General features: G+C 49.7%; 21 protein-coding genes. 17 read left to right on the forward strand and 4 right to left on the reverse strand.

Annotated features, from left to right (window positions below; genetic code table 11):
- The first annotated feature begins 44 nt into the window (after nucleotides 1-44).
- Nucleotides 45-1,175 carry a bifunctional chorismate mutase/prephenate dehydratase gene (locus LAJLEIBI_RS07110; protein ID WP_006443975.1) on the forward strand — a complete coding sequence of 377 codons (1,131 nt, stop codon included), beginning with the start codon at nucleotides 45-47 and terminating at the stop codon, nucleotides 1,173-1,175.
- A 17-nt stretch (nucleotides 1,176-1,192) separates the two neighbouring features.
- On the forward strand, nucleotides 1,193-2,485 hold the full coding sequence (locus LAJLEIBI_RS07115; RefSeq protein ID WP_006443976.1) for an ATP-binding protein: 1,293 nt from the start codon (nucleotides 1,193-1,195) through the stop codon (nucleotides 2,483-2,485).
- A gap of 117 nt (nucleotides 2,486-2,602) precedes the next feature.
- Here the strand turns inward: LAJLEIBI_RS07115 and LAJLEIBI_RS07120 are convergent, their stop codons facing one another.
- Complete coding sequence (locus tag LAJLEIBI_RS07120) at nucleotides 2,603-4,210, reverse strand: InlB B-repeat-containing protein (RefSeq protein ID WP_040435195.1); 1,608 nt, start codon at nucleotides 4,208-4,210, stop codon at nucleotides 2,603-2,605.
- A gap of 293 nt (nucleotides 4,211-4,503) precedes the next feature.
- Nucleotides 4,504-6,240, reverse strand: coding sequence for an Rqc2 family fibronectin-binding protein (locus LAJLEIBI_RS07125; protein WP_006443979.1), 1,737 nt, complete (start codon nucleotides 6,238-6,240; stop codon nucleotides 4,504-4,506).
- A 208-nt stretch (nucleotides 6,241-6,448) separates the two neighbouring features.
- Here LAJLEIBI_RS07125 and LAJLEIBI_RS07130 point away from each other — a divergent pair, with 208 nt between their 5' ends.
- From LAJLEIBI_RS07130 to LAJLEIBI_RS07170, 9 genes are all read left to right on the forward strand, one after another.
- Entirely contained in the window at nucleotides 6,449-7,330 is an 882-nt protein-coding gene (locus LAJLEIBI_RS07130; protein ID WP_040435196.1) for a YicC/YloC family endoribonuclease, read from the forward strand.
- A 14-nt stretch (nucleotides 7,331-7,344) separates the two neighbouring features.
- Nucleotides 7,345-7,965, forward strand: a complete 621-nt coding sequence (gene gmk, locus LAJLEIBI_RS07135) for a guanylate kinase (RefSeq protein WP_006443981.1) — start codon at nucleotides 7,345-7,347, stop codon at nucleotides 7,963-7,965.
- 3 nt (nucleotides 7,966-7,968) lie between these two features.
- On the forward strand, nucleotides 7,969-8,211 hold the full coding sequence (gene rpoZ, locus LAJLEIBI_RS07140) for a DNA-directed RNA polymerase subunit omega (protein WP_040435197.1): 243 nt from the start codon (nucleotides 7,969-7,971) through the stop codon (nucleotides 8,209-8,211).
- Nucleotides 8,212-8,282: 71 nt separating this feature from the next.
- The gene (gene rimO, locus LAJLEIBI_RS07145; RefSeq protein WP_006443983.1) at nucleotides 8,283-9,608 is read left to right on the forward strand and encodes a 30S ribosomal protein S12 methylthiotransferase RimO; all 1,326 of its coding nucleotides are present in this window, start codon (nucleotides 8,283-8,285) and stop codon (nucleotides 9,606-9,608) included.
- Nucleotides 9,605-10,147, forward strand: coding sequence for a CDP-diacylglycerol--glycerol-3-phosphate 3-phosphatidyltransferase (gene pgsA, locus LAJLEIBI_RS07150; RefSeq protein ID WP_006443984.1), 543 nt, complete (start codon nucleotides 9,605-9,607; stop codon nucleotides 10,145-10,147). The genes rimO and pgsA overlap by 4 nt, the downstream gene beginning before the upstream one ends.
- A gap of 2 nt (nucleotides 10,148-10,149) precedes the next feature.
- Nucleotides 10,150-11,397 (forward strand): competence/damage-inducible protein A, encoded by a 1,248-nt coding sequence (locus tag LAJLEIBI_RS07155; protein WP_006443985.1) that lies wholly within the window; start codon nucleotides 10,150-10,152, stop codon nucleotides 11,395-11,397.
- Between the two features lie 13 nt (nucleotides 11,398-11,410).
- Nucleotides 11,411-12,895: a GNAT family N-acetyltransferase gene (locus tag LAJLEIBI_RS07160; protein WP_006443986.1), complete on the forward strand. Its 1,485-nt coding sequence runs from the start codon at nucleotides 11,411-11,413 to the stop codon at nucleotides 12,893-12,895.
- Nucleotides 12,896-12,990: 95 nt separating this feature from the next.
- Nucleotides 12,991-13,683: an iron-sulfur cluster assembly scaffold protein gene (locus LAJLEIBI_RS07165; RefSeq protein WP_006443987.1), complete on the forward strand. Its 693-nt coding sequence runs from the start codon at nucleotides 12,991-12,993 to the stop codon at nucleotides 13,681-13,683.
- Nucleotides 13,684-13,719: 36 nt separating this feature from the next.
- A complete protein-coding gene (locus tag LAJLEIBI_RS07170; RefSeq protein WP_006443988.1) occupies nucleotides 13,720-14,730 on the forward strand; it encodes a GGGtGRT protein in 1,011 nt (336 codons plus the stop codon).
- A 102-nt stretch (nucleotides 14,731-14,832) separates the two neighbouring features.
- Here the strand turns inward: LAJLEIBI_RS07170 and LAJLEIBI_RS07175 are convergent, their stop codons facing one another.
- On the reverse strand, nucleotides 14,833-15,375 hold the full coding sequence (locus tag LAJLEIBI_RS07175; RefSeq protein ID WP_040435198.1) for a hypothetical protein: 543 nt from the start codon (nucleotides 15,373-15,375) through the stop codon (nucleotides 14,833-14,835).
- Between the two features lies 1 nt (nucleotide 15,376).
- A complete protein-coding gene (locus LAJLEIBI_RS07180) occupies nucleotides 15,377-16,606 on the reverse strand; it encodes a helix-turn-helix transcriptional regulator (RefSeq protein WP_006443990.1) in 1,230 nt (409 codons plus the stop codon).
- Nucleotides 16,607-16,815: 209 nt separating this feature from the next.
- Between LAJLEIBI_RS07180 and baiB the strand changes: the two genes are divergently transcribed.
- From baiB to LAJLEIBI_RS07210, 6 genes are read left to right on the forward strand one after another with little or no spacing between them, the layout of a single operon-like run.
- Complete coding sequence (gene baiB / locus LAJLEIBI_RS07185; RefSeq protein WP_006443991.1) at nucleotides 16,816-18,360, forward strand: bile acid--CoA ligase BaiB; 1,545 nt, start codon at nucleotides 16,816-16,818, stop codon at nucleotides 18,358-18,360.
- A 44-nt stretch (nucleotides 18,361-18,404) separates the two neighbouring features.
- A complete protein-coding gene (baiCD, locus tag LAJLEIBI_RS07190) occupies nucleotides 18,405-20,327 on the forward strand; it encodes a bile acid Fe-S flavoenzyme BaiCD (protein WP_006443992.1) in 1,923 nt (640 codons plus the stop codon).
- Nucleotides 20,328-20,373: 46 nt separating this feature from the next.
- Nucleotides 20,374-20,883: a bile acid 7alpha-dehydratase gene (gene baiE / locus LAJLEIBI_RS07195; RefSeq protein WP_006443993.1), complete on the forward strand. Its 510-nt coding sequence runs from the start codon at nucleotides 20,374-20,376 to the stop codon at nucleotides 20,881-20,883.
- Nucleotides 20,884-20,908: 25 nt separating this feature from the next.
- Nucleotides 20,909-22,183, forward strand: a complete 1,275-nt coding sequence (gene baiF / locus LAJLEIBI_RS07200; protein ID WP_006443994.1) for a bile acid CoA-transferase BaiF — start codon at nucleotides 20,909-20,911, stop codon at nucleotides 22,181-22,183.
- A gap of 53 nt (nucleotides 22,184-22,236) precedes the next feature.
- Nucleotides 22,237-23,664 (forward strand): MFS transporter, encoded by a 1,428-nt coding sequence (locus LAJLEIBI_RS07205; protein WP_006443995.1) that lies wholly within the window; start codon nucleotides 22,237-22,239, stop codon nucleotides 23,662-23,664.
- Between the two features lie 19 nt (nucleotides 23,665-23,683).
- Nucleotides 23,684-25,669 (forward strand): NAD(P)/FAD-dependent oxidoreductase, encoded by a 1,986-nt coding sequence (locus tag LAJLEIBI_RS07210; RefSeq protein ID WP_040435199.1) that lies wholly within the window; start codon nucleotides 23,684-23,686, stop codon nucleotides 25,667-25,669.
- Nucleotides 25,670-25,676 lie beyond the last annotated feature (7 nt).

A 25,676-nucleotide genomic window follows, 5' to 3' on the forward strand; every position in this document is an offset into this window, starting at 1 on the left:
TGTATTATAATACAGATTAGTTTGCAAGAAGGAGAGAGAAAGATATGGCAGAGCTATTAGAGCTGAGAGAACAGTTGGATGAAATAGATGCGCAGATCGTGGAATTATATGAAAAACGGATGAATATCTGCGAGCAGGTGGGCGAGTACAAGATCGCGAAGGGAAAAAAAGTATTCGACCGCCAGAGGGAAAAGAATAAGCTGGCAGATGTGGCTGCCAGAGTGAGCAGTGATTTTAACAAGAAAGGGATACAGGAGCTTTACCAGCAGCTTATGTCCATGAGCAGAAAGCTGCAGTACCAGCAGCTTGTGAAGGCAGGGGCTCTTGGAAGACTGCCGTTTATAGAAGTAGACTCCCTTGAGAAGAGTACGGCCCGCGTCGTGTTCCAGGGAGTGGAGGGGGCGTACGGCCAGGCGGCCATGCAGCAGTATTTCGGAGAAAACTGCAACAGCTTTCACGTGCGGACATTCCGCGACGCCATGGAGGCGATCGAGGAGGGGTCTGCCGACTTTGCCGTGCTTCCGATCGAGAATTCTTCTGCGGGGGCGGTAAATGAAATGTATGACCTGCTCGTGGAGTTTGAAAATTATATCGTCGGAGAGACGATCCTCCCGGTCACACATACGCTTGCGGGGCTGCCGGGGACGAAGCTTTCAGATATCCAGCGCGTATATTCCAAGGCGGAGGCGCTTATGCAGACCTCGCGTTTTCTGGACGTTCACGCGGACTGGCAGCAGATCAGCGTCGTGAATACGGCGATCGCAGCCAAAAAGATTCTGGAGGATGCGGACAGGACGCAGGCGGCAGTCTGCAGCGCTTACGCCGCAAAGGTACACGGCCTGTCCGTGCTTGTGGAAGGTATTAATGACGAAGAGAATAATTTTACCCGCTTTATCGTTGTCACCAATCAGAAGATTTTCAGGAAAGACGCGGATAAAATCAGCATCTGCTTCGAGGTCGCCCACGAGAGCGGTTCCCTGTATCATCTGCTGTCTCACTTTATTTATAATGACCTTAACATGACAAAGATAGAATCCCGTCCGGTGGAAGGACGCTCATGGGAATACCGCTTCTTTGTCGATTTTGAAGGCAGCTTAAGCGACGGCGCGGTTAAAAATGCGATCCGGGGGCTGAGGGAAGAAAGCCGGAGTCTCAGAATTCTCGGCAATTACTAGGCAAGGAGAAAAAGAATATGAGAACAAACGAACTGATCCTCTACAAACATATGGAACAACAGCAGATCCTGGACGATATGACATTCCTTATGGAGAATTTTGACAATGAATATTATAATAAAGAAGACATGAGAAGTCTTCTGTTCGACGTGGTCAATGAGCTTCTGGAACTTGCGGTCAGCCATGGATTTGAGGGGAATCTGTGGCATGATTATCTCACATATCTGCTTGCCAGTGATGAGAATGCGTACAGCACCTCCTGTGAGATCGTCGGGAATGTGGACGGCAGCATCAATGAGGCGGCGCTTCATGATTTTGAGATCTTTAAGGAACTGTTTGACTATGATTTCTCGGCGATGGAAGAGGAACTTGGAGCGGACTGTCTGTCATTTATCCACAATTACAGCGGATTCGGCGATGAACACGGCAAGGTGTTCAATACGAGGATCCGCAGCCGTATATGCGGCCTTGGCGAAGCGCTGGCCGGCGCGGCCGGCGGAAAAGAATTTAAGGATACGGTGACCCAGTTCTACAAGGAATTCGGCGTGGGCAAACTCGGACTTCACAAGGCGTTCCGCATAGAACATACGGAGGAAGGGGCCGAGATAATTCCGATAACGAAGATCGCCCATGTCCATCTCGATGATCTCATCGGATATGAGATCGCCAAGAAAAAGCTTATTGATAATACGAAAGCATTTGTGGAGGGGCGGCGTGCCAACAACTGTCTGCTGTACGGCGATGCGGGCACAGGCAAGTCTTCCTCCGTCAAAGCCATCCTGAACCAGTATTACGACCAGGGACTGAGAATGATCGAAATATACAAGCACCAGTTCCAGGATCTGAACGCTGTCATATCACAGATAAAGAACCGGAATTACAAGTTTATCATTTACATGGATGATCTGTCTTTTGAGGAATTTGAGATCGAATATAAATACCTGAAGGCAGTCATCGAGGGAGGGCTTGAGCGGAAGCCTGACAATGTGCTTATCTATGCCACATCCAACCGACGACATCTCATCCGGGAGACATTTAAGGACAAGGCGGACAGGGATGAGGAGCTTCACACAAATGACACGGTACAGGAGAAGCTGTCTCTCGTGGCCCGTTTCGGCGTCACCATTTACTTTGGACGGCCGGAGAAAAAGGAGTTCCAGGATATCGTGCTAAAACTTGCGAAGAGGAATGACATCGGTCTGCCGGAAGAAGAACTGCTGCTGGAGGCGAACAGGTGGGAGTTATCCCACGGCGGACTCTCCGGGAGAACGGCACAGCAGTTTGTGGATTATCTGCTGGGGATGAAATAAGAGTAGATTCAGCGCGGGGACCGTGTTATAATGTGTAAAAATGTACAGATAGAGTAAAAATGTTACAGAAGGGCAGAGCCGGATTTTCGGTATCTGCCCTTGCCTGCATTATACTCCTTATCGTTTATATTTTTTCCAGAGGATTTCCATAATAACAGCCATTGATACAAAAAGCTTTGCAATCTGAGATGTTAAAGGTGTTTTATCGCCAGTCGAAATCTTCTTCAGTTCATTTTTTCTTTCTGATGGATTCGTGGGGGCTTCCGGGTTAGCCGGAGCAGAATTGACCGGTTCCCACCGGGCGGTGAGAACCATATCTCCCTTTACGGTATCAGTAGCAAAATCCCAATTTGCACTTTCTCCATCCGCCACCCATCCTTTAAAGATAAATCCTTCTTTTTCAGGTGCTGCTGGCTCCGTTATCAGAGAACCATAAGTGACCTCCACTGGCGCCAAAGCGGAACCGCCGTTTGTCTCAAAAGACAAGGTATACTTCTTTGGTATCCAGCCTGCATATAATTCCAGTCCATTCTGTACAACACGGTCAGTGTCTTTCCACTCATCGCCAGCCTGCATCGAATCTGGCAAGCGGTACCAGCCAATGAATTTATAATTAATTCCCTCTCGTTGAAGTTCATTCTCTTGAGGAAGTGTTATTTTATCGCCATAGCCGACTGTTTGAGTTTTCAGCTTATCACCTTCTGGATTTTTAAAAGTACCGCCATTTGCATTGAGTTTGATTTCATATTTGATTTCTTTTTCCTCTAAATTCCATAATGCAGCGAAAACATTCGCCGATCCCGTTAAATTATAGGTATGCATGTATGGTGGCGCCTCATTTGGCGGCTGTGTATCTGCTAATAACTTATTTCTATCAATTCTACCATCGTCACCTGGATAATACGAAACATAAGAGCCCCCTTCTGTAGTTGTGGAGGCGGCAAAAGAACGGAAGCCTAGAGGCAAATTAATGGGATATGTCTCTTGTGTTGGATTATCCCTGTTCTCAACCTTTATAGTAACAAAAGTTGCATCTGGATTATCCGCCGGAGCCTTAGCAGCATCCAATAATGTTCCCTGCACTATTTTCTTGGACGATGCCGTCACATCTGCACAGATAGCTCCTTCCTTCTGAGAACTGTATGTTCTAAGGGCTGCTTCTTCGCCAACGGAAAGCTGCCCGCCTTTGCGCCTGCCTGTATCACTGATTCCACATTCACCGGAACCGCTGATAACAGTCAGAGTACCATTCCCTATGATGTTCAAAGTGGCGCCTGTCTCCAGCGTAATCCCAGGGTAGTTGTCACGGCCGGTAAAACTGGTCTTTTGAGCGCCGAGCACCAGCGTAACCACTGCACCTGACTTAATATGTATTCCGCTGCCGGAACTCTCATTTTCTGTTGGTTCAGTGATAGAAAGACCGTTGACATTAATTACAGGAAATGCTCCATCCTCCACGGTTATGTTGTATTCATCTGATGATTGGCTGATTGTGTATGTTCCATCAAAGGTGCCTGTTGACGAAGTGCCGTTCTTATCTTTCTGTGTATATTTTCCGTCTTTCGACAGTGTAATATTTCCATTTTTTATATCCAGGGCGCCCGTAAAGTCCGCTAAAAGATCAACTGCTTTAACTTCCTGTTGGTTTATGCTGAACACAGCTAAAATAACGGCGCCTGCAATCGATGCTATTTTAAAATGTTTTAATATCTTATTCCACTCCATTATATTCTCACTTTCCTTATGCCTGACTATATTATAATCCAGCCTATTACGATACATTATTTTAATTGTATCAAGTCGCTGGCGCAGTATCCAGTCCCAGTTAAGATATTTTTCCGCTTCGTAAATTATTTTTCCAGATTTTAATCTCAGTCAGCAATATTGCGACAAATACGGATTTTAGAAGAATTGGGCGTAAAAACCGACATTTTTACATCGGTAACCTGCCACAGAAGCAGCGCAAAACATTCAGGACAGAATGTGTTTTTTGTATAGGTGTTAATATTTACCGCTCTTTAATCCGCCTCTTCAATCTCAGATATATCGGAATCGATCACCAAAGAATAATTCGTATAATATACGACAAATCCCGGCTTTGCGCCGTTTGGTTTCTTTACATGCTTCTTTTCCACATAGTCGATCTCCACCTTGTCGCTTCCCCGGTTTTTGGAGTAGTATGCGGCCAGGCGTCCGGCCTCCTCAAAGGTCCGGTCGGGAAGTTCATCTCCGCCGCTTTTGACGATGACGTGGGACCCGGGGGCGCCTTTGGCGTGGAACCACCAGTCGCTGCCGGATGCAAAGTGGAACGTAAGCTCATCATTTTGAAGATTGTTTTTACCGACATACATATGATAGCCGTCTTGAGAGACGTAGTGGAGAGGCCGGCTCATGATCTTGACCTTCTTTTTTGTGTATTTCCTGCGGATATATCCTGCCTGCGTCAGTTCTTCCTTGATCTGCAGCAGGTCATCTTCGTTCTGAGCGATATCGAGGGAGTTGCTTATGGATTCCAGATACCGGATGTCATCGGCTGTATCTCCTATGAGTCCGCTCAGGGCCTCGTAAGTCCGCTTCTGTTTATTGTATTTATTAAAGTATTTCTGTGCGTTTTCCTGAGGGGTGAGATTTTTATCAAGCGGTATGGTGACGGTTTCATTTGTATAATAATTGAGGGCGGTGAGCTCGGACGCATCTTCCGAAAGATTATAACCGTACGTGTTGATCAACTCTCCGTATACCTTGAATTTGTCTCTGTTTTCTGTATCCCTCAGCTGACGGAGCTGCAGATCATATTTTTTTCGGCTCCGTTCCAGTGCAGTCTGTACGACATGACGCAGGTCGGCGGACTTCTGCCGGATGCGGGTCATCGTATTTTTGACCGCATAGTAGGTGGAGAGCAGCTCGGATACAGAGGTGAATTCCTGCCGGCGGTATGCTGAATAATGACTGACAGGAAGGGCGGAAAAGTCTTTCGGGTCACTGCCGCTGTAATAGATGGCAGGGGTGAAGGAACCATGTTTCACCTGCTCAAAATAATAACAGAACTGACGGTACAGGTGGGTCATCATGTCGTCCGACAGGTCCTTTGCGGTCATGGAAGAATCCAGCCCTGCAAGGCAGCATACTTCCTCGGCAGCGACAGGGCTTACGCCGGTGTAACTTAAATAAATTGCCTTTCCAAGCGGCGCGGGCCTGTCTCTTAGTGCCGCCGAAAAGCCGGCAAGGTCTGTATTTAACGGGTCCTGCTTTTCCATCGTATCCGGAATAAAATACTGCCGTCCGGGCAATACTTCACGCACGGAACTCATTTGTGCGGATACGTGCTTGATACTGTCGATTATCATACCTTTGTCGTCACAGAAGATGATATTGCTGTGCTTCCCCATGATCTCCACGATGAGTGTTTTCCGGCAGAGGTCGCCGAGCTCATCCAGATGTTCGATATCGATGTGGATAATGCGTTCCAGCTTCGGCTGGGAGATGCCGGTGATCCTTCCGCCTCCGATATGCTTTCTGAGCAGCATGCAGAAGCCGGGGGCGGTCATGGGACTCGGTTTGTTGTCACTGGTCAGATATATAAGCGGAAGTGAGGCGCTGGCGGAGATATAGAGCCGTTTCTGCCCTCCGGGGGTTTTTACCGTAAGCAGCAGTTCGTCGCTTTCCGGCTGGGCAATCTTGGCAATGCGCCCGTCTGTCAGGTTCTCCTCTAATTCTTTTACCAAAGCGGAAATTGTGATTCCGTCAAAAGCCATGTCGATACTCCCTTTCCATTTTCTGATATGTCTTTGGATTCCGGGGCGTTTGCACCGTGCACCGGGACACTAAAATGATTATACAGGACTTGGGAAATAGAGGCAAGGAAACAATTGACGTAATTTTGCAAATAGATTATAATAAACGATGATTGTTATGAAAAATAGCAGAAGACAATACGACGAAAATATAAAAGAGGTTTATATCATGATTAAGAGTATGACAGGTTTCGGACGCTGTGAGATTATGGAAGGTGAGCGCAGGTTCACCGTTGAGATGAAAGGTGTAAACCACCGTTATCTGGATGTGAATATCCGGATGCCGAAGAAACTGAACTTTTTTGAGACTTCCATCCGCAGCCTGCTCAAGAAGTCCATACTGAGGGGCAAGGTAGACCTGTTTATCACATATGAGGATTCTTCCGAAAACCAGGTGGCTTTGAAGTATAACGAGACGCTGGCAGGGGAGTACCTTACGTATCTCAGACAGATGGAGGAGACCTTTTCACTGGAGAATGACATCCGTGTATCTACGTTATCACGCTATCCGGAAGTGATCACAATGGAGGAGCAGGCCGTCGATGAAGAAGAACTGTGGAACGGGCTCAGGCAGGCGCTTGACGGCGCCGTAAAGCAGTTTGTGGAGACACGTACGCTGGAAGGCGGGAACTTAAAGAACGATATTATCGGCAAGCTGGATGGAATGCTGGAGCTTGTCGCATACATAGAAGAACGCTCTCCCGAGATCGTGGCGGAATACCGACAGAAGCTGGAAGAAAAAGTCCGGGAGCTTCTCGAGGACACCCAGATGGACGAAGGCCGCATAGCGGCTGAAGTCGTGATATTCGCGGATAAGATCTGTACGGACGAAGAGGTCGTAAGGCTTAGAAGTCATATTGAACACATGAAGGAGACGCTGAAGTCTGAGGAGGCTGGGATAGGACGCAAGCTCGACTTTATCGCCCAGGAGATGAACCGTGAGGCGAATACGATCCTTTCCAAGGCCAATGACCTGGAAGTTTCCAACCGGGCCATAGATTTGAAGACAGAGATAGAAAAAGTCCGTGAGCAGATTCAGAATATCGAGTAGAGAGGAAGTTATCTATGAATAAGAAAGGAATTCTTACCGTTGTATCTGGTTTTTCCGGCGCCGGGAAGGGAACGATCATGAAGGAACTGCTGAAGAAATATGACAACTATGCGCTGTCTGTCTCAGCGACTACGAGAGCGCCGCGGCCGGGTGAAACTGACGGCCGGGAATATTTCTTCAAAACAAAAGAAGAATTTGAAAAAATGATTGCACAAGACGAATTGATAGAGTATGCTAGTTACGTGAATAACTATTATGGAACGCCTAAGGCATATGTAGAAGAGCAGCTTGAAGCCGGAAAGGACGTGATCCTGGAAATTGAGATCCAGGGGGCGCTCAAGGTGAAGGAGAAGATGCCCGACACGCTGCTTTTGTTTATCACGCCGCCGTCCGTGGAAGAGCTCAGGAAACGTCTGGTCGGCAGAGGCACTGAGACGATGGAGGTCATAGAATCCCGTTTGAAACGCGCAGGCGAAGAGGCGGAAGGCATGGACAGATATGACTATCTTATCGTCAATGATAAGCTTGACATATGCGTGGAAGATGTACATGAGATTATCAGAGGGGAACATTTGAGAAGTTTCCGCAATGCAGAATTTATAGAGCATATGAAGGCAGAATTGAAAGGAGAATAGTGTATGTTACACCCATCTTACACAGATTTAATGAAAGTAGTCAACAAGGATGTAGAGGAAGGCGAGACAAAAGTAGTCAACAGCCGTTATTCTATCGTTATGGCTACCGCAAAGCGGGCAAGGGAGATCATTGACGGTTCTATGCCGCTTGTCCACGCGAAGGACGGCGAGAAGCCGCTTTCCGTTGCGATCGACGAACTGAACTGCGGCAAGATCACAGTTGTCGGTGAAGAGGAAGAACAGTAAGGTATGATAAAAATGAGGCAGATGCCCGGGAGGTATCTGCCTTTCTGACTATAAATAAGGAGATCGTATATATGAACATATTGTTTATTTCCCTTGGCTGCGACAAAAATCTTGTGGACTCGGAAGTGATGCTGGGACTTCTGGACAGGGAAGGATATCAGATCGTGGATGATGAGGCCGAGGCGGATATCATTGTGGTAAACACATGCTGTTTCATCCACGATGCAAAAGAAGAGAGCATACAGACGATCCTTGAGATGGCGGAGTACAAGCAGACGGGGAGACTCAAGGCGCTCATCGTCACCGGCTGTCTTGCGCAGCGCTATCAGAAGGAGATCGTGGAGGAGATACCGGAGGTGGACGCGGTGCTTGGCACCTCCTCCTATGACAAGATCGCGGAGGCCGTTAAGGAAGCGCTGGAAGGCCATCCGTGCATGGAGATGGAAGACATAGACGTACTCCCGCTCGTGGAATCAAAACGTCTCGTCACTACTGGCGGACATTACGCGTATCTTAAGATAGCGGAAGGCTGTGACAAGCATTGTACGTACTGTATTATACCGAAGATACGGGGGAACTTCCGGAGCGTTCCGATGGAACGTCTCGTTAAGGAGGCAGAAGCGCTGGCGGAGCAGGGAGTGAAAGAACTGATTCTCGTGGCGCAGGAGACGACGCTGTACGGAAAAGACATTTACGGGGAGAAGTCTCTTCACCGGCTGCTCAGAAAGCTCTGCGGCATAGAGGGGCTGCGCTGGATCCGGATCCTGTACTGCTATCCGGAGGAAATCTACGATGAACTCATACAGGTTATAAAGGAAGAAAAGAAGATCTGTCATTATCTCGATCTTCCGATCCAGCATGCCAACGACGACATATTGAAACGCATGGGAAGGCGGACAGACAAGAAGCAGCTCATCGAGATCGTCGGAAAGCTGAGGAAGGAAATTCCCGATATTACATTGCGCACGACTCTCATCACGGGCTTCCCGGGGGAGACGATCAAGCAGCATGAAGAGCTGATGGAATTTGTGGATGAGATGGCGTTTGAGCGTCTCGGTGTGTTTACTTATTCACCGGAGGAGGATACTCCGGCAGCTTCTATGCCGGATCAGATTCCGGAAGAAATAAAATCAGACCGCCAGGCAGAACTTATGGAACTTCAGCAGGACATTGTATTCGAGCAGGCTGAGAGCATGGTCGGGCAAAAAGTGCTCGTCATGATAGAGGGCAGAGTGGCCGATGAGAATGCTTATGTGGGAAGAACTTACAGAGATGCCCCGGGCGTGGACGGGCTTATATTTATCAATACGGAAGAAGAACTGATGTCCGGAGACTTTGCCATGGCAGAGGTGACCGGAGCTTCAGAATATGATTTGATAGGAGAGTTGATATCATGAATTTACCAAACAAACTGACCGTGCTCAGAATAATAATGGTTCCGTTTTTTGTCCTGTTTATGCTGACAGACCTTGGAGGGTCTGCCAACAAATGGATAGCGCTTGTGCTGTTCTGTGTGGCCAGTCTCACAGACATGCTGGACGGGAAGATAGCGAGAGCGAGAAACCTTGTGACCAACTTCGGGAAATTTATGGACCCGCTGGCGGACAAGCTGCTCGTATGCTCCGCCATGATCTGCCTCATACCGCTTGGAAAACTGGATGCGTGGATCGTTATCGTGATCATAGCAAGAGAATTTATCATCAGCGGCTTCCGCCTTGTCGCTTCAGACAGCGGAATCGTTATCGCCGCAAGTTATTGGGGAAAGTTCAAGACCGTTTCCCAGATGTTTATGATCATCCTGCTCATCGCCGATCTGGGCAGCGTGTTTGATGTGATTGGGACTGTGCTCATATGGGTATCCTTAATATTGACCGTTGTGTCACTGATCGATTATGTTGTAAAGAATAAGGAAGTATTAACACAGGGAGGCATGTAAACATGACAGTAGAACTGATATCGGTAGGAACAGAGATCCTGCTCGGCAATATCGTAAATACGAATGCGGCGTACCTTGCGGAAAAGTGCGCGCTGCTCGGGCTGTCCTGCTACCATCAGAGCGCGGTGGGAGACAATGAGGAAAGGCTGGAAGATGCGATCAAACTCGCGCTTTCCCGTTCAGACATCGTGATCTTAAGCGGAGGGCTTGGGCCCACGAAAGACGATATTACGAAAGAAGTAACTGCGAAAGTATTTGGCCGTGAGATAAAGGAGGATGCCCATACGAAAGCGCGCATCCAGGAGTATTTCCGTCAGGTACACAGCGGACAGATAACACCGAACAACTGGAAACAGGCTATGGTTCCGGAAGGGGCTATCGTGGTGGACAATCATAACGGGACCGCCCCGGGACTTATCATAGAGGAGAACGGGAAGGCCGCCATATTGCTGCCCGGTCCCCCGAATGAGATCAAACCTATGTTTGAGAGGGATATCGCTTCCTATCTCAATAAACTGCAGCCGGAGGGAATCTACTCCAAGATGGTCAAAATCTGTTCGGTGGGAGAGAGTAAGGCGGAGACGATGGTGGCAGATCTGATGGACGCGCAGACGAATCCTACACTGGCTCCGTACGCAAAGACGGGAGAGGTGCACTTTCGGGTGACGGCGAGGGCAAAGAGCGAAGAAGAAGCGGAACAGCTCATGAAACCGATGGTGGACGAACTGTATAAACGGTTCGGAGATAAGATATATACGACGGAAGAAGAGGTGACGCTGGAGGAGGCGATCGTAGAGCTTCTAAAAGAAAAGAATCTTCTTGTGACGACCGCAGAGTCCTGTACCGGAGGACTGCTGGCGGGCCGTCTGCTGAATGTGCCGGGAGCGTCTTCTGTATATAAGGAAGGATACATCACCTATTCAAATGACGCCAAAGAGCGGATCCTCGGCGTGAAACGGGAGACGCTTATGGAGTACGGGGCGGTAAGCCCGCAGACGGCCTATGAGATGGCTGCCGGAGCGGCGAAGGCTGCCGGAGCGGACGCAGCTCTCAGTGTGACCGGTATCGCAGGACCGGGAGGCGGCACGAAAGAGAAGCCGGTCGGCCTTGTCTATATCGGATGCTGTGTAAAGGGAAATGTCCGGGTCGAGGAGTTTTACTTTACAGGAAGCCGTGACAAGAACAGAGATTACTCTGTAGTCAGGGCGCTGACGCTGTTGAGGGAGGAACTGCTTAAACACCATTCATAAGGAGGAAATAAGTATGGATATCAGAATTGTGAGGCAGCAGGAACTTCTGCCGGCACTGCATCTTATATGGGATGTGTTTGCGGAAGATGTGGCGCCGTCGTATGCTCCGGAAGGTGTGGAAGAATTCCGGGATTTTATCAAGTACGATAATATAAGTCCAATGTGCGGCAGGGGGGAACTGATCTTCTTCGGCGCGTTTGAAGATGATGAACTTAAGGGGAGTATGGCTGTCAGGCGGGACGGCCATATCTGCCTGTTTTTCGTAAAGAAGACCTGTCAGGGACAGGGCGTGGGCCGCAGGCTGTTCGAGGCCGCAAAAGCGTACTGTACAGAAGTGCTTAAAGTAAATAAGATGGATGTCAATGCGGCGCCTGACGCGGCCGGGCATTACAGCAGCCTTGGATTTCAGCAGTCAGGGGAAGAACAGACCGTAAACGGGATTCGTTTCCTTCCGATGGAACTGAAGCTGGAAGGGACAGGGCGGACGTCTGCAGGGAAGAGTAAAGTGCCTCTGATCGTGGGGATAGCGGCCGGAGGCGTGCTGCTGCTGGCCTTGGCTGTATTCGGCATATACGGCGCCGCCAGAGGGATCTACGGATACGTACACGAGCATTACCCGGACAGTTATACGGAACCCTTTGATGACCGGGACAGTCACGACGGCCGTGATCATGATGACCGCGGTTATGACGGCCATGACCGCGGAGAACACAGCTGGGATTATTATGACGGAACTTACGGGGACGATGAAGATGAGCTCTCCGGGCTTGAGTCGATACCAGTATATGAGGCGGACGATTTATCCTTTGAGACAGAAGAAAAGCTGTATGAATACGCGGATGAAGAGAAAAAGTCCATGGTTATAGATTTCCAGGTCAAATATCCCCAGATCAACGGCCTTGATGAGAAAACAGGAAAAAAAGTCAACGACGAACTGAAAAACTGCGCCATGGAGACAGTAGATAAAATATATACGAACCCGTCGGAGAGTGTGAAGGAGGGGGTCCTCGCCTCCGAATATCCGGCGCTTGTCAGCTATGTGGACTATAAGATAAGCTATATGAACAATGAGTTCGTCAGCGTTGTGTTTCAGGATTACAGCTACCAGGGGGACAGCAGTACATATTATGTGAATCTGAGGACGAGGAATATAAGCCTGAAAGACGGTACGGTGTATGAAGTAAAGGATATTATAAATACGAATGAAGCGTTTATAGACGACTGGCTGGACAGAATGCGGGGGGAAGCCGGCGATGAGGCCATGCTCTCAGAACTGAGCCGCGGTCAGATGGAGGAGGCGCTGAAGGGAGACAGTCTGGACGGAGTGTATGTGGCGAACTTTTTCGCCAATGCAAACGGCATAGAGATTGGATTCGATCTCAACTATAAAGCGGACGATACAAACAACCTTGGATACGCCTGGGTGACCGCTCCGTTTGATTTCGGCGATATTAGGGAATATAAGACAAAGAGTGCCTTCTGGAAGGCAATTGATTAGGCAATTTGTTAATTGACGAATGTCGAAAATTATGAGAAAATAAACCCAGTATGGTGTTAAAGATATAACGATGCATATTTGAAAGGAGTTTTAAAATGATTTATTCACATGAAGTAGAAATGATGTGTCCAGTGGCTCAGGGTGCAAATCACGGACCAGCTCCGATTCCGGAAGAAGCAAAATGGGTACAGGCGAAAGAAGTTAAGGATATCTCCGGTCTGACACATGGTGTGGGCTGGTGTGCGCCTCAGCAGGGGACATGCAAGCTGACTTTGAATGTCAAAGAAGGTATTATCCAGGAAGCGCTTGTGGAGACGATCGGATGTTCAGGAATGACACATTCCGCAGCCATGGCCTCAGAGATCCTTCCGGGAAAGACAATTTTAGAAGCTTTGAATACAGACCTTGTCTGTGATGCAATTAATACAGCTATGAGAGAACTGTTCCTCCAGATCGTATACGGAAGAACACAGAGCGCATTCTCAGAAGACGGACTTCCGATCGGCGCAGGCCTGGAAGACCTCGGTAAAGGACTTCGTTCCCAGGTTGGTACCATGTATGGTACATTGGCAAAAGGTCCGCGTTACCTTGAGATGGCGGAAGGTTATGTGACAGGTATCGCGTTGGATGACCACGATGAGATCATCGGTTACCAGTTTGTAAGTCTTGGCAAGTTCACTGACTTCATCAAAGCCGGCGATACGCCAAACGACGCATGGGAAAAGGCAAAAGGACAGTACGGACGCGTCGCGGAAGCAGCCAAGATCATCGACCCGCGTAAAGAATAGCAAAGGTAACAGAGAATTAATCAGGAGGACAAGTAAATGGCTTTATTTGAATCATATGAAAGAAGAATTGATAAAATCAATGAAGTATTAAACAGCTATGGCATTGCTTCGATCGAAGAAGCAGAAAAGATCACAAAAGATGCCGGGCTTGATGTATACAACCAGGTGAAGGGAATCCAGCCGATCTGTTTTGAGAATGCATGCTGGGCTTACATCACCGGCGCCGCTATCGCGATCAAGAAAGGCTGTACGACGGCTGCTGAGGCTGCAGCGGCGATCGGAGAAGGGCTTCAGGCATTCTGTATTCCCGGTTCGGTAGCAGACCAGCGTAAAGTAGGACTTGGACACGGCAATTTAGGAAAGATGCTTCTGGAGGAAGATACAGACTGCTTCGCATTCCTTGCAGGCCATGAATCATTTGCGGCGGCGGAAGGTGCGATCGGTATCGCAGAGAAGGCAAACAAGGTCCGTCAGAAACCGCTTCGCGTTATCTTAAACGGCCTTGGAAAAGACGCGGCTAAGATCATTTCCAGGATCAACGGATTTACATATGTACAGACAGAATATGACTACTTCACAGGTGAACTTAAAGAAGTGCAGAGAATCGCATACTCTGACGGACTCCGTTCAAAGGTAAACTGCTACGGCGCCAACGATGTGCGCGAGGGTGTTGCCATCATGCACAAAGAGGGCGTTGACGTATCTATCACGGGTAATTCGACAAACCCGACACGTTTCCAGCATCCGGTTGCAGGTACATACAAAAAAGAATGTATCGAACAGGGCAAGAAGTATTTCTCCGTTGCATCCGGCGGCGGTACAGGACGTACGCTTCATCCTGACAACATGGCTGCGGGCCCGGCTTCTTACGGAATGACAGATACATTGGGCAGAATGCATTCTGACGCACAGTTTGCAGGTTCTTCTTCTGTACCTGCTCACGTAGAGATGATGGGACTTATCGGAGCAGGCAATAACCCGATGGTCGGCATGACAGTAGCCGTTGCGGTAATGATCGAGGAAGCTGCGAAGGCTGGCAAATTCTAAGAGAATAAGGAAAAATATAGGCATTTAAAGGCTGCACTAACTATTCTGGTTGGTGCAGCTTTTTGTATTTCTTCATTTCCCGGCCGTCTGTCTAAACGGCCGCTATTTTTTCCATATATCATTGTTATATGTCTTCTGCATAATTCCCATCAGTTTCATACAGAGAAAGAATTCTGTCTCCCCGCCCTGATGCTTATGTTTGGCGGTTGCGGCGACAAGCTCGTCGATGACCTGCTCGGTGCGTATCAGCATCCGGCCTTCCAGCAGACAGGTGATCGGGTCAACGTTAAGCCTCACTTCGGAAAAACGGTAATATGGATTTGCCGCCATGTAGAGAAAGGTGTCATAGCTTAACCGGCATTTTGTGAGTTCCAGAGGCACTTCTCCGGGCTGTACCTGATAATAGTGGTACGCTCCAAGCACCATGAGCAGCCCTTTGTGAACGGGATATTTTCTGGTGTTGACTATTATAGTTCCCCGGCCGTCCCTGATATAGAGCAGTGTTATGCCGCTGTTGTTTTTCAGCACACTTGTATCGGTGACCGTTTTATTTACCGCTGTGATCGGAAACTGAAATTCCTTTTTTGAGTAATAAGGAGAGCTTGCAAACAGCGGCAGGTAGTTGATGTTATTTTTTTTCCCCATTTTATTTTTTTCCTCCACGGTGCGCTTCCCGGTATTCGCTGGGCGCCATTTCGTATATTTTTTTAAATGTTCTGGTAAAGGAACGGCTGCAGTTAAAGCCGACGTTGACCGCGATGTCCACGATGGGCAGGTCTGTCGTCAGAAGGAGAGCTTCCGCATGCCTGATGCGGGTGAGGACGGCGAGATCCTTATAATGAGAACGGAAGGTCTCATAGACCAGATCCCTTATCACACTTTCGGATATGTATAATCTTTTGGAAGCCTCTTTTATATCCACCGGTTCTGAGAAACTTGAGTAAGTGTGATTGAGCACTTCCATGAGTGTCGTGCTCATGATCATGCCGCGGTAGACGCCGCTGCCGTCATTCAAAAGCTGATTTCTATACTCTATAGGTGTTGTACCCATATATTTTTTGAAAATACGGTAGAAAGCAACCTCAGAAGTGAAGCCCGAATGCGCTGCCACATAAGAAAGCGACATACCGTCGTACAGCAGCGCGACGGAGGCAATGTTCACTCTTACACGGTTGAGAAACTGGGAAAAGCTGTATCCGCTGATCAGGCGCAGTTCCCGGTTCAGCACCGCCGCAGCCGAGCCAAAATGAGCAGCCACGCTCTGGGAGGTAAGGTCTTCTGCAAAATGTGCGCTTATGTACAGGACGGCTTTCCAGCCGAGCGGACGTTCGCAGTTCGTCTCCGGGCGGTGCTGCTTTATACTGTGGTGGATAAAAAAGTTTGCAAACTGGCCGAGTACAGCCACTTTTATGAGAGCGCTGCCCGGGTCAAAGCAGGAATCTTCTTCCTCAAATTCATGAAATAACGCTTCTATCTTATCCAGTCTGGCGCCGTCCAGACTGATGACAGGAGGGGCATCTATGATCGCGTCCACTGTGCCCGGTTCCGGTTCGTGAAAGGTAAGAAAAGAAGACAGCGGGTAGTCATATACGCACACGCTCATCAAAAGGGGCTGTACAGAACCTGCCCTGATGGTAAAAGTGTGATACGACTGCAGCCAGATGAAAGAACCGCGTTTCAGGGGGAAAGAGACGCCGTTTATCGTAATGGCGCCGCTTCCGCCTGTGACGAATACAAAGATAGATTCATTTTCCGATATAGGAGGTGTAATGTCGCTGATGCAGTGCTTCTGAAGACGCAGATATTTGTCCCTGCCTGAAAAAAAAGAATGGACTGGCCTGCCGCAGATCGATTTGGATTTTATAGCTTCTTTCATCGGTTTTCTCCTTTTTTAAGTCTATTTTACTTACAGATGTCGGATTATTGGAGATTATTTATCAATTTAATAGTATTATAGCATGATTTGTCCGTTGTTTCGTTAGATTTTACTGGAAAATGTGAAGCTTTAAGGTTGTAATTCGCCACGATATTATCCAATGTCATAGAGTATGTAAGTGTTAAAGTTATATCAAAGGAGGGCGAAATATGGACTTGATGGGTGATTTTTTTAACAAGTTTAATCTGGGCACATCGGACTTTGTTACTCCCGGAAAGCAGCTTCAGTATATCTCAAAACATAAGGCTTACACAACAGCGGTCATCTGCATAGACAAAGACCAGACCGTATCGGAGATCACATGGAAGCAGCTGCATACCCGCTCTAACCAGCTTGCCTGGATGCTGGGAGAATATGGAATAAAAGAACGCGCTACCGTGATAGTGGCCTATCCGAATTCGATCGAACATCTCATTGCCGCTTTTGCCATCTGGAAAGCCGGAGCCTGTTATATGCCCATATCGAGCAAGACGGCGGGGGCAGAGCTGGATGAGATATCCCGTATCATAAATCCGGCGGGGGCCTTTGCGGACTTTGCTGTTCCGGACACAGAGTTCTGTCTGAATTCCGGGGAGATGTACGAAGTGATGAGGCAATATCCGGAAAAGACGCCTCCCGATGTGAGATCTGATCCGAACATGATATCTCCGTCAGGCGGTACGAGCGGAAAGTTAAAATTCATCCGGCAGAACATGCCGGGCGGCATGACAGACAGTATGCTAAAGGGCTGGTTTGAGATGTCGGGCATGGACTTTGAGCAGAGACAGCTTCTGGTTGGGCCGCTGTTTCACGGCGCGCCTCATTCCTCCGCGTTCAACGGACTTTTTGCCGGCAATACGCTCGTGATTCCGCGAAACCTCTGCCCGGACAACATCTGCAGGCTCATAAAGGAATATAAGATTGAATTTATACAGATGGTTCCCACACTTATGAATCGGATCGTCAAGCTGCCCGGTATCCGGAAGGAGGATTTCGCGTCTGTGAAAGCTCTGTTTCATACGGGTGGATACTGTGCGCCTTATCTGAAGCGGAAATGGATGGAGCTGCTGGCGCCGGAGAAGATCTACGAGATGTATTCCATGACAGAAGTGATCGGAATGACGTGTATACGCGGGGACGACTGGCTCAAACATCCGGGCAGCATCGGGCTCCCGGTTGGAGAAGGAAAAGTCTCCATCCGGGATGAAAGCGGTAAGGAACTTGCCCCGTATGAACTCGGAGATATATACATGTCTTCCCCCGGCGAATGCTTTCTCACAGAATATATCAATCATGAGCCGCTTAAAGTCAGCGATGGGGAATACCGCAGTGTCGGGGACATCGGGTATGTAGACGAGGAAGGCTATCTTTATTTTTCCGACCGCCGCAGCGATATGCTGGTGATCGGCGGGGAAAATGTGTTTGCCGCGGAGGTGGAAGCAGCGCTCGTCCGGCACAGCAAAGTGGCAGACGCCGTTGTCATCGGTATTCCGGACGAGGAGTGGGGAAGACGGCTGCATGCAGTGGTAGAGGCCAGGCAGGAGATACCGGCGGATGAACTCAGAGCATTTCTCGGACAATATTTATCTCCATATAAGATTCCGGCCACATTTGAATATGTCAAAACGATAGAAAGAGGAGACAACGGGAAGGCAGACCGGAAGCGGATATTCGAGGACTGCCTTTCGCGGGAAAAATGTTCCTGCAAAGAATAAAAACGGCCGCTCAAAAATTTACATAAAACAGGAGGTTTTAAACAATGGGTTACGAAGCACTATTTTCACCATTCAAGGTCAGGGGGCTGGAGCTTAAAAACAGAATTATTCTGCCTGGCATGAATACGAAGATGACAAAAAACAAACATGATGTGGGAGACGATATGATCGCCTATCATGTGGCGAGGGCAAAAGCAGGGTGCGCGCTCAACATATTTGAGTGTGTCGCCTTATGTCCCGCGCCTCACGCCTACATGTATATGGGTCTGTACAACGACCATCATGTAAGACAGCTCAGGCGCCTGACCGACGCAGTGCATGAAGCGGGCGGGAAAATGGGGATCCAGCTGTGGCACGGAGGATTCAGTCCGCAGTTGTTCTTTGATGAGACGAACACACTGGAGACGCCGGATACACTTTCTGCCGGGCGCATCCATGAGATCGTGGAGGAATTCGGCTGCGGTGCGCGGCTGGCGGTGCAGGCCGGATTTGACGCGGTAGAGTTTCACGCGGCCCACAGCTATCTGCCCCACGAGTTCCTGAGCCCGGGTATGAACAGGCGCACGGATGAATATGGCGGAAGCTTTGAGAACCGCTGCAGATTCTGCTTTGAAGTCATCAGCGCGATCCGCAGCAATATACCGGAAGACATGCCGTTTTTCATGCGCGTCGGCTGTATCGATGAACTGATGGAGCAGAACATGACAGAGGAAGAGATCGTGGAGTTCATCAACAGGAGCGCGGACCTTGGCGTGGACGTGGCGGATATTTCCCGCGGAAATGCGATGAGCTTCGCGACAGTGTATGAAGTTCCTCCGTTCAATCTGCCTCATGGCTTTAATATTGAGAATATCTACAATATTAAAAAGCAGATCAAAATTCCGGTAGTTGGTGTCGGGCGTATCAATACGGGTGAGATGGCCAATCAGGTGATCGAGGACGGTAAGTTTGACCTCGTAGCCATCGGGCGGGCACAGCTCGCCGATCCTGAATGGGTGACAAAGGTGCGGGAAGGCCGGGAGGAACTTATACGCCACTGCATTGGCTGCGACCAGGGCTGTTATGACGCAGTCATCGATCCAAAGATGAAACACATCACATGTACCCGTAATCCGATGCTCTGTCTGGAGTATAAAGGACTTCCGAAGACTGCCGCGCCCGAGAAAGTTATGATCGCAGGCGGCGGGATGGCCGGGCTCTTTGCGGCGGAAGTGCTGAAGAAAAGAGGACATGAGCCGGTCATCTTTGAAGCGTCCGACAGGCTTGCAGGCCAGTTTACGCTTGCCGGTGTGTCACCGATGAAGCAGGACTGGGCGGCGGCTGCAAAGTGGGAGGCAGAAGAGATCGGACGGCTTGGGATCGAGTTTCATCTGAATACGCCCGTGACGCCAAAGCTGATCGAACAATTTGCCCCAGACCGTGTCATCATCGCAACAGGATCCGAATATACAGCTCCCGCTATACCGGGGATAGACGGCCCGAATGTGTATACCCAGTATGAGGTGCTAAGAGGAGAAGCCTCCCCTGCCGGTCATGTGGCAGTTATCGGATGCGGGCTGGTAGGAGCGGAGGTTGCGGAGCTGCTTGCATCCAGGGGAGCGCAGGTCACTGCCCTGGAGAAAAAGGGGGTCGGGACAGGGCTGAATATGCTCAGAAGAATGTTCCTGAACCCCGAATTCAAGTATTACAAGATCGCAAAGATGTCAGGAGCCCTTGTGACGAGCCTGGAACCCGGCATGGTAAATTATGAGATCACTGACAGAAAGACAAAGGAAGTAAGCCGGGGAACACTAAAATGTGACGCGGCAGTGATCTGTACCGGAATCACAGCGCGTCCGTGCGGGAAACTGAAGGAAACGTGTGAGGCAGCCGGCATTCCGGTACAGGTGATAGGAGACGCTCTGGCCGCCAGAGACGCAAGAACAGCTTCCCGGGAAGGATATGAGGCGGGTATGGCGCTGCAGTGACAGAAGCAATGTAAAAAACAACAATTGAACAGAAAGGAAGAAAATCATGAGTATTGAAGAAAGATTAGAAGCATTGGAAAAAGAGATCCAGAAGATGAAAGATATTGAAGAGATAAAAAAATTGAAAGGCCAGTATTTCCGGTGCCTTGACGGCAAGTTCTGGGATGAACTGGAGACTACACTCTCCCCGAACATTGTAACTTCCTACTCCAACGGCAAGCTTGTGTTCCACGGTCCAAAGGAAGTCACAGACTATTTTAAGAAGGCGATGCCGAGGGAAGAAATAAGCATGCACATGGGACACACTCCGGAGATCACGATCGACAGTGAGACTACGGCGACAGGCAGATGGTATCTGGAGGATAAACTGATCTTTACAGAAGAAAGCAAGTATGCCGGTTCAGGCGTGAACGGCGGCGCATTTTACACAGATAAGTATGAGAAGGTGGACGGCAAATGGTATATTCTTGAGACCGGGTATCTTCGTGTTTACGAGGAACATTTTATGCGCGACCCGAAGATCAAGATCACGATGAACATGCACAAAACAAAATAATAAAAGAAAAAGGAGAAAGATAAATATGGCTGGTTTAAAAGATTTTCCAAGTTTCGGAGCCCTTGCAGGCTTGAAGATCCTCGACAGCGGGTCGAATATAGCCGGACCTCTCGGGGGAGGACTTCTTTCCGAATGCGGCGCAACTGTCATCCACTTTGAGGGGCCAAAAAAGCCGGATAATCAGCGGGGGTGGTACGGCTATCCCCAGAACCACCGGAATCAGCTTTCCATGGTGGCCGACATCAAAACAGAGGAAGGCCGCGAGATATTCATGAAGCTCATCAAGTGGGCAGATATATGGGTGGAATCCTCCAAAGGCGGACAATATGACAGGCTTGGGCTTTCCGATGAAGAGATCTTTAAGGTGAATCCGAAGATCGCCATCGTGCACGTGTCAGGATACGGACAGACAGGAGACCCAAGTTACGTCACACGCGCTTCCTACGACGCGGTAGGGCAGGCTTTCAGCGGATACATGTCACTGAACGGAACGACGGAGGCGCTGAAGACGAATCCGTATTTGAGCGATTTTGTGTGCGGACTGACTACATGCTGGGCTATGCTGGCGTGTTATGTGAGCACAGTCCTGACCGGGAAGGGAGAATCTGTGGATATTGCCCAGTATGAGGCGCTTGCCCGTATTATGGACGGACGTGTGATGCAGTTTGCGACAGATGGAGTGAAAGTGCCGAGAACGGGCAACAAAGACGGGCAGGCAGCGCTGTTCAGTTTCTATACCTGTAAGGACGGCAGGACCATATTCATCGGCATGACAGGAGCGGAAGTGTGTAAGCGGGGATTCCCGATCATCGGACTGCCGCAGCCGGGCTCAGGAGACCCGGATTTTCCGGAAGGGTTTACAGGATGGCTCATTGATTCCCCGGTAGGGCGGCGTATGGAAGCGGCTATGGAGAAATATGTCTCGGAACATACGATGGAGGAAGTAGAGGCTGTCATGCAGGAAAACCAGATCCCATGCCAGAGAGTATACGAGCTTGAGGACTGCATCAGCGACCCGCACTGGATTGCGAGAGAGACGATCACAGAGTGGGATGACCCGATGCTCGGGCATGTTACCGGCCTGGGGCTTATCAATAAATTCAAAAATAATCCTTCTAAAATCTGGCGGGGTGCCCCGCTGTTTGGTATGGATAACAGAGATATACTCAGAGACCTTGGATATACAGACGAAGAGATCGACGGTCTGTACGAAAAAGGTATCACAAATGAATTTGACAGGGAGACTACGATAAAGCGTTACCGCCTCAAGGAAGTGATTCCTCACATGAAAGATGAATAGGAGCGCGCCTCTGCGGTACTGCATACTGGTTTTTAAGCTAAAGGAGAGAGATTATGAATACTGCGATCAGATCGAACTATAAGAAAGGTTTTGTTCCATTTGGCATTGCCGCCCTTCTTGTCAGCCTCATCGGGGGATTTACGGCTGTCCTCGGACCGGCATTTGTGGCGGATATTGGAATTGATTACAGCAATACGACATGGATTTCCCTGGCTCTGGCAATGTCTACCGCAGCCTGCGCGCCTATTTTAGGAAAACTGGGCGACATTCTCGGACGGCGCACGACGCTGCTTCTGGGGATCCTCGTATTTACGGCGGGAAACGCGTTGACCGCGGTTGCCACTTCACTTGCTTTTATGCTGGCGGCCCGGTTCATAGTAGGTATCGGAACGGCCGCCATATCTCCGGTCGTCATGGCCTACATTGTCACGGAATATCCTCCGGAGGAGACGGGAAAAGGATTTGCGGTCTATATGCTTATCTCAAGCGGCGCTGTAGTTATCGGTCCTACGTGCGGCGGCCTGATCATGAATGCCGCAGGCTGGCGGGCAATGATGTGGGTATGTGTGGCGTTGTGCGCGGCCGTATTCCTGATCTGTATGTTTACGATCAAAAAGACGGCCTTCCAGAAAAAGAAAATGACAGATTTTGACCGTGCAGGCTCTGTGCTCGTACTTATTTTCTTCAGCCTGTTCCTGTGCATCCCGTCATTTGGACAGAACATCGGCTGGAGCTCCGTACAGTTTATCGCTGTTGCGTCTGTTGCTGCCGTGTCTTTGATCTGTCTTGTGTTTGTGGAGCGAAAAGCAGGCAGCCCTGTATTCAACGGACAGTTTATGGCGCGTAAAGCTTTTATCCTGCCGGTCATCATACTTTTCCTGACCCAGGGGCTCATGCAGGCGAACATGACAAATGTGATCGTATTTGTACGTTATACACAGCCGGATAATGTGATCATATCCAGCTTTGCAATCTCTATCATGTATATCGGCATGTCACTCGGTTCTGTGATCATAGGTCCGATGGCAGACAAGAAGGAACCCCGGACAGTGCTTACGTTTTCTCTGCTTCTGACAGGTGTCGGCTGTGGTATCATGTACTTCTTTACCGCAGAGTCCTCCGTCGCCATTTTTGCGGCGGCGCTTGGAATCCTCGGCGTCGGACTTGGCGGAAACGCAACGATCTTTATGAAAGTGGCGTTGTCCGGTCTCTCCAGTGAAGTGGCCGGTTCGGGAACAGGAACGTACGGATTATTCCGTGATATATCGGCGCCCTTTGGTGTCGCGGTTTTTGTTCCGCTGTTCACGAACGGTGTCACGAGCCGTATGACAGAAGCGGTGGCGGGAGGAGCGAGCGAGGGGGCTGCCACTTTGCTGGCGGCAGTGTCGTCCATCAAAACACTGACCGTCATCGAGCTTGGCTGTATCGTTGCCGGCATTGCCGCGGTCAGGATGCTGCCGAGAATACATGAGAACAATTAAAGAAAAGAGGTATGTTTTAATGGACATGAAAGATTCCAAATTATTTTCCCCGCTGAAAGTCGGATCCCTGACACTTAAGAACCGGGTCGGCATGGCTCCCATGAGTATGGACTATGAGGCGGAAGACGGGACAGTGCCAAAACGGCTGGCGGACATATTTGTCCGCCGGGCCGAAGGAGGGACGGGATATGTAGTCATAGACGCTGTTACGGTTGACCATAATTACCAGTACATTGGCAATACGACATGTCTTGATTCAGATGATCTTGTGCCGCAGTTTAAAGTGTTTGCCGACAGGGTCAGCGCCGCGGGCAGCACGCTCATTCCACAGATCATTCATCCGGGCCCGGAGTCCATCTGCGGATTTCGCAAGATACCGCCCCTTGGCCCGTCCGTGAATACGAATGCCAACTGTCATGTTAGCCGCTCTGTAAGCATTGAAGAGATACATACGATAATCCGGCAGTTCGGCGCGGCGGCGCGGCGTGTCCAGGAAGCAGGATGCGGAGGCATCTCCCTGCACTGTGCTCATGCGTATATGCTGCCGGGCGCTTTCCTTTCTCCGCTTCGCAACAAACGTATGGATGAGTACGGCGGCTGCCTCGACAACCGGGCGCGTTTTATCCTGGAAGTGATTGAAGAAGTGAGAAAAAATGTCAGCGCGGATTTTCCTGTATTTCTGCGGATCTCCGGAGACGAGAGAGCGGAGGGAGGCAATTCCCTGGAGGATATGCTTTATCTGGCCCCTAAGTTTGAAGCGGCAGGGGTGGATCTGCTGGAGGTGTCCGGAGGGACCCAGTATGAAGGGCTTGAGTATATTATCCCGAGTCAGGGCAAGCGCATCGGCATGAACATCTATGAAGCGGCTGAAATAAAGAAGGTGGTGGGCATACCGGTCTATGCGGTCGGTAAGATCAACGATATCAGGTATGCGGCCGATATTGTGGAGAGAGGGATCGTGGACGGTGTGGCAGTCGGCAGGCCGCTGCTTGCGGACCCGGATCTCTGTAAGAAGGCCAAAGAGAACCGCTTTGATGATATCACCCCCTGCGGCAGCTGCGGGGGAAGCTGTATTACAAGAACAGCTCAGAGTCCGCAGTGCCGGTGCCACATCAATCCTCTTGTAGGACGGGAATATGATTTCCCGGCTGTGCCTGCACAGAGATCTAAGAAAACGCTCGTGATCGGCGCGGGTCCCGGAGGAATGTACGCAGCCGTCACGGCGGCGGAACGGGGACATGATGTCACGGTCTGGGAGGCGGAGGATCAAATCGGGGGCCAGCTTAACCTGGCGGTCGTATCACCCGGCAAACAGGAGATGACAAAATGGCTCGTTCATCTGAATCACAGAGCCAAAAAGGCCGGAGTTACATTTGAATTTGGAAAAGAGGCGACCGCGGAGGCAGTCAGGGAATTTGCCCCGGAGGCTGTCATTGTGGCGACCGGCGCCAGGCCGCTCGTGCCTCCCATCAAGGGGACGAAGGAATATCCGGTGCTAACTGCCCACGATTTTCTGCGCGGCAGGTTTGTCATTCCAAAAGGACGCGTCTGTGTTCTTGGCGGCGGCGCCGTGGCATGTGAGACTGCGGAGACGATCCTTGCGAATGCACGTCCGACTGCGTTTACGAGAGGCTATGACGCCAGCATTGGGGATGTGGAAGTAACGCTCGTGGAGATGCTGCCGCAGCTGCTGACCGGCGTGTGTGAGCCTAACCGTGCGCCTATGCTCCGCAGTCTGAAAAAGAGCGGTGTTCACATAAAGGTGAATACAAAGATTCTTGAAGTCACGGATCATGACGTAAAAGTACAGCAAGGAGACGGGACGGAAGAATGGCTGAGAGGCTTTGACTATATTCTCTTTGGCCTCGGTTCCAGAAATTATGATCCGCTCTCGGAAACACTGAAAGAGTTCGTTCCCGAGGTGCATGTCATTGGAGACGCCGTCAGGGCACGCCAGGCAAGCTTTGCCATGTGGGAAGGATTTGAAGCTGCCTACAGTCTGTAGAGATCCG

It is taken from the genome of [Clostridium] hylemonae DSM 15053, from assembly GCF_008281175.1.
In the GTDB taxonomy this organism is placed as follows: Bacteria; Bacillota; Clostridia; order Lachnospirales; family Lachnospiraceae; genus Extibacter; species Extibacter hylemonae.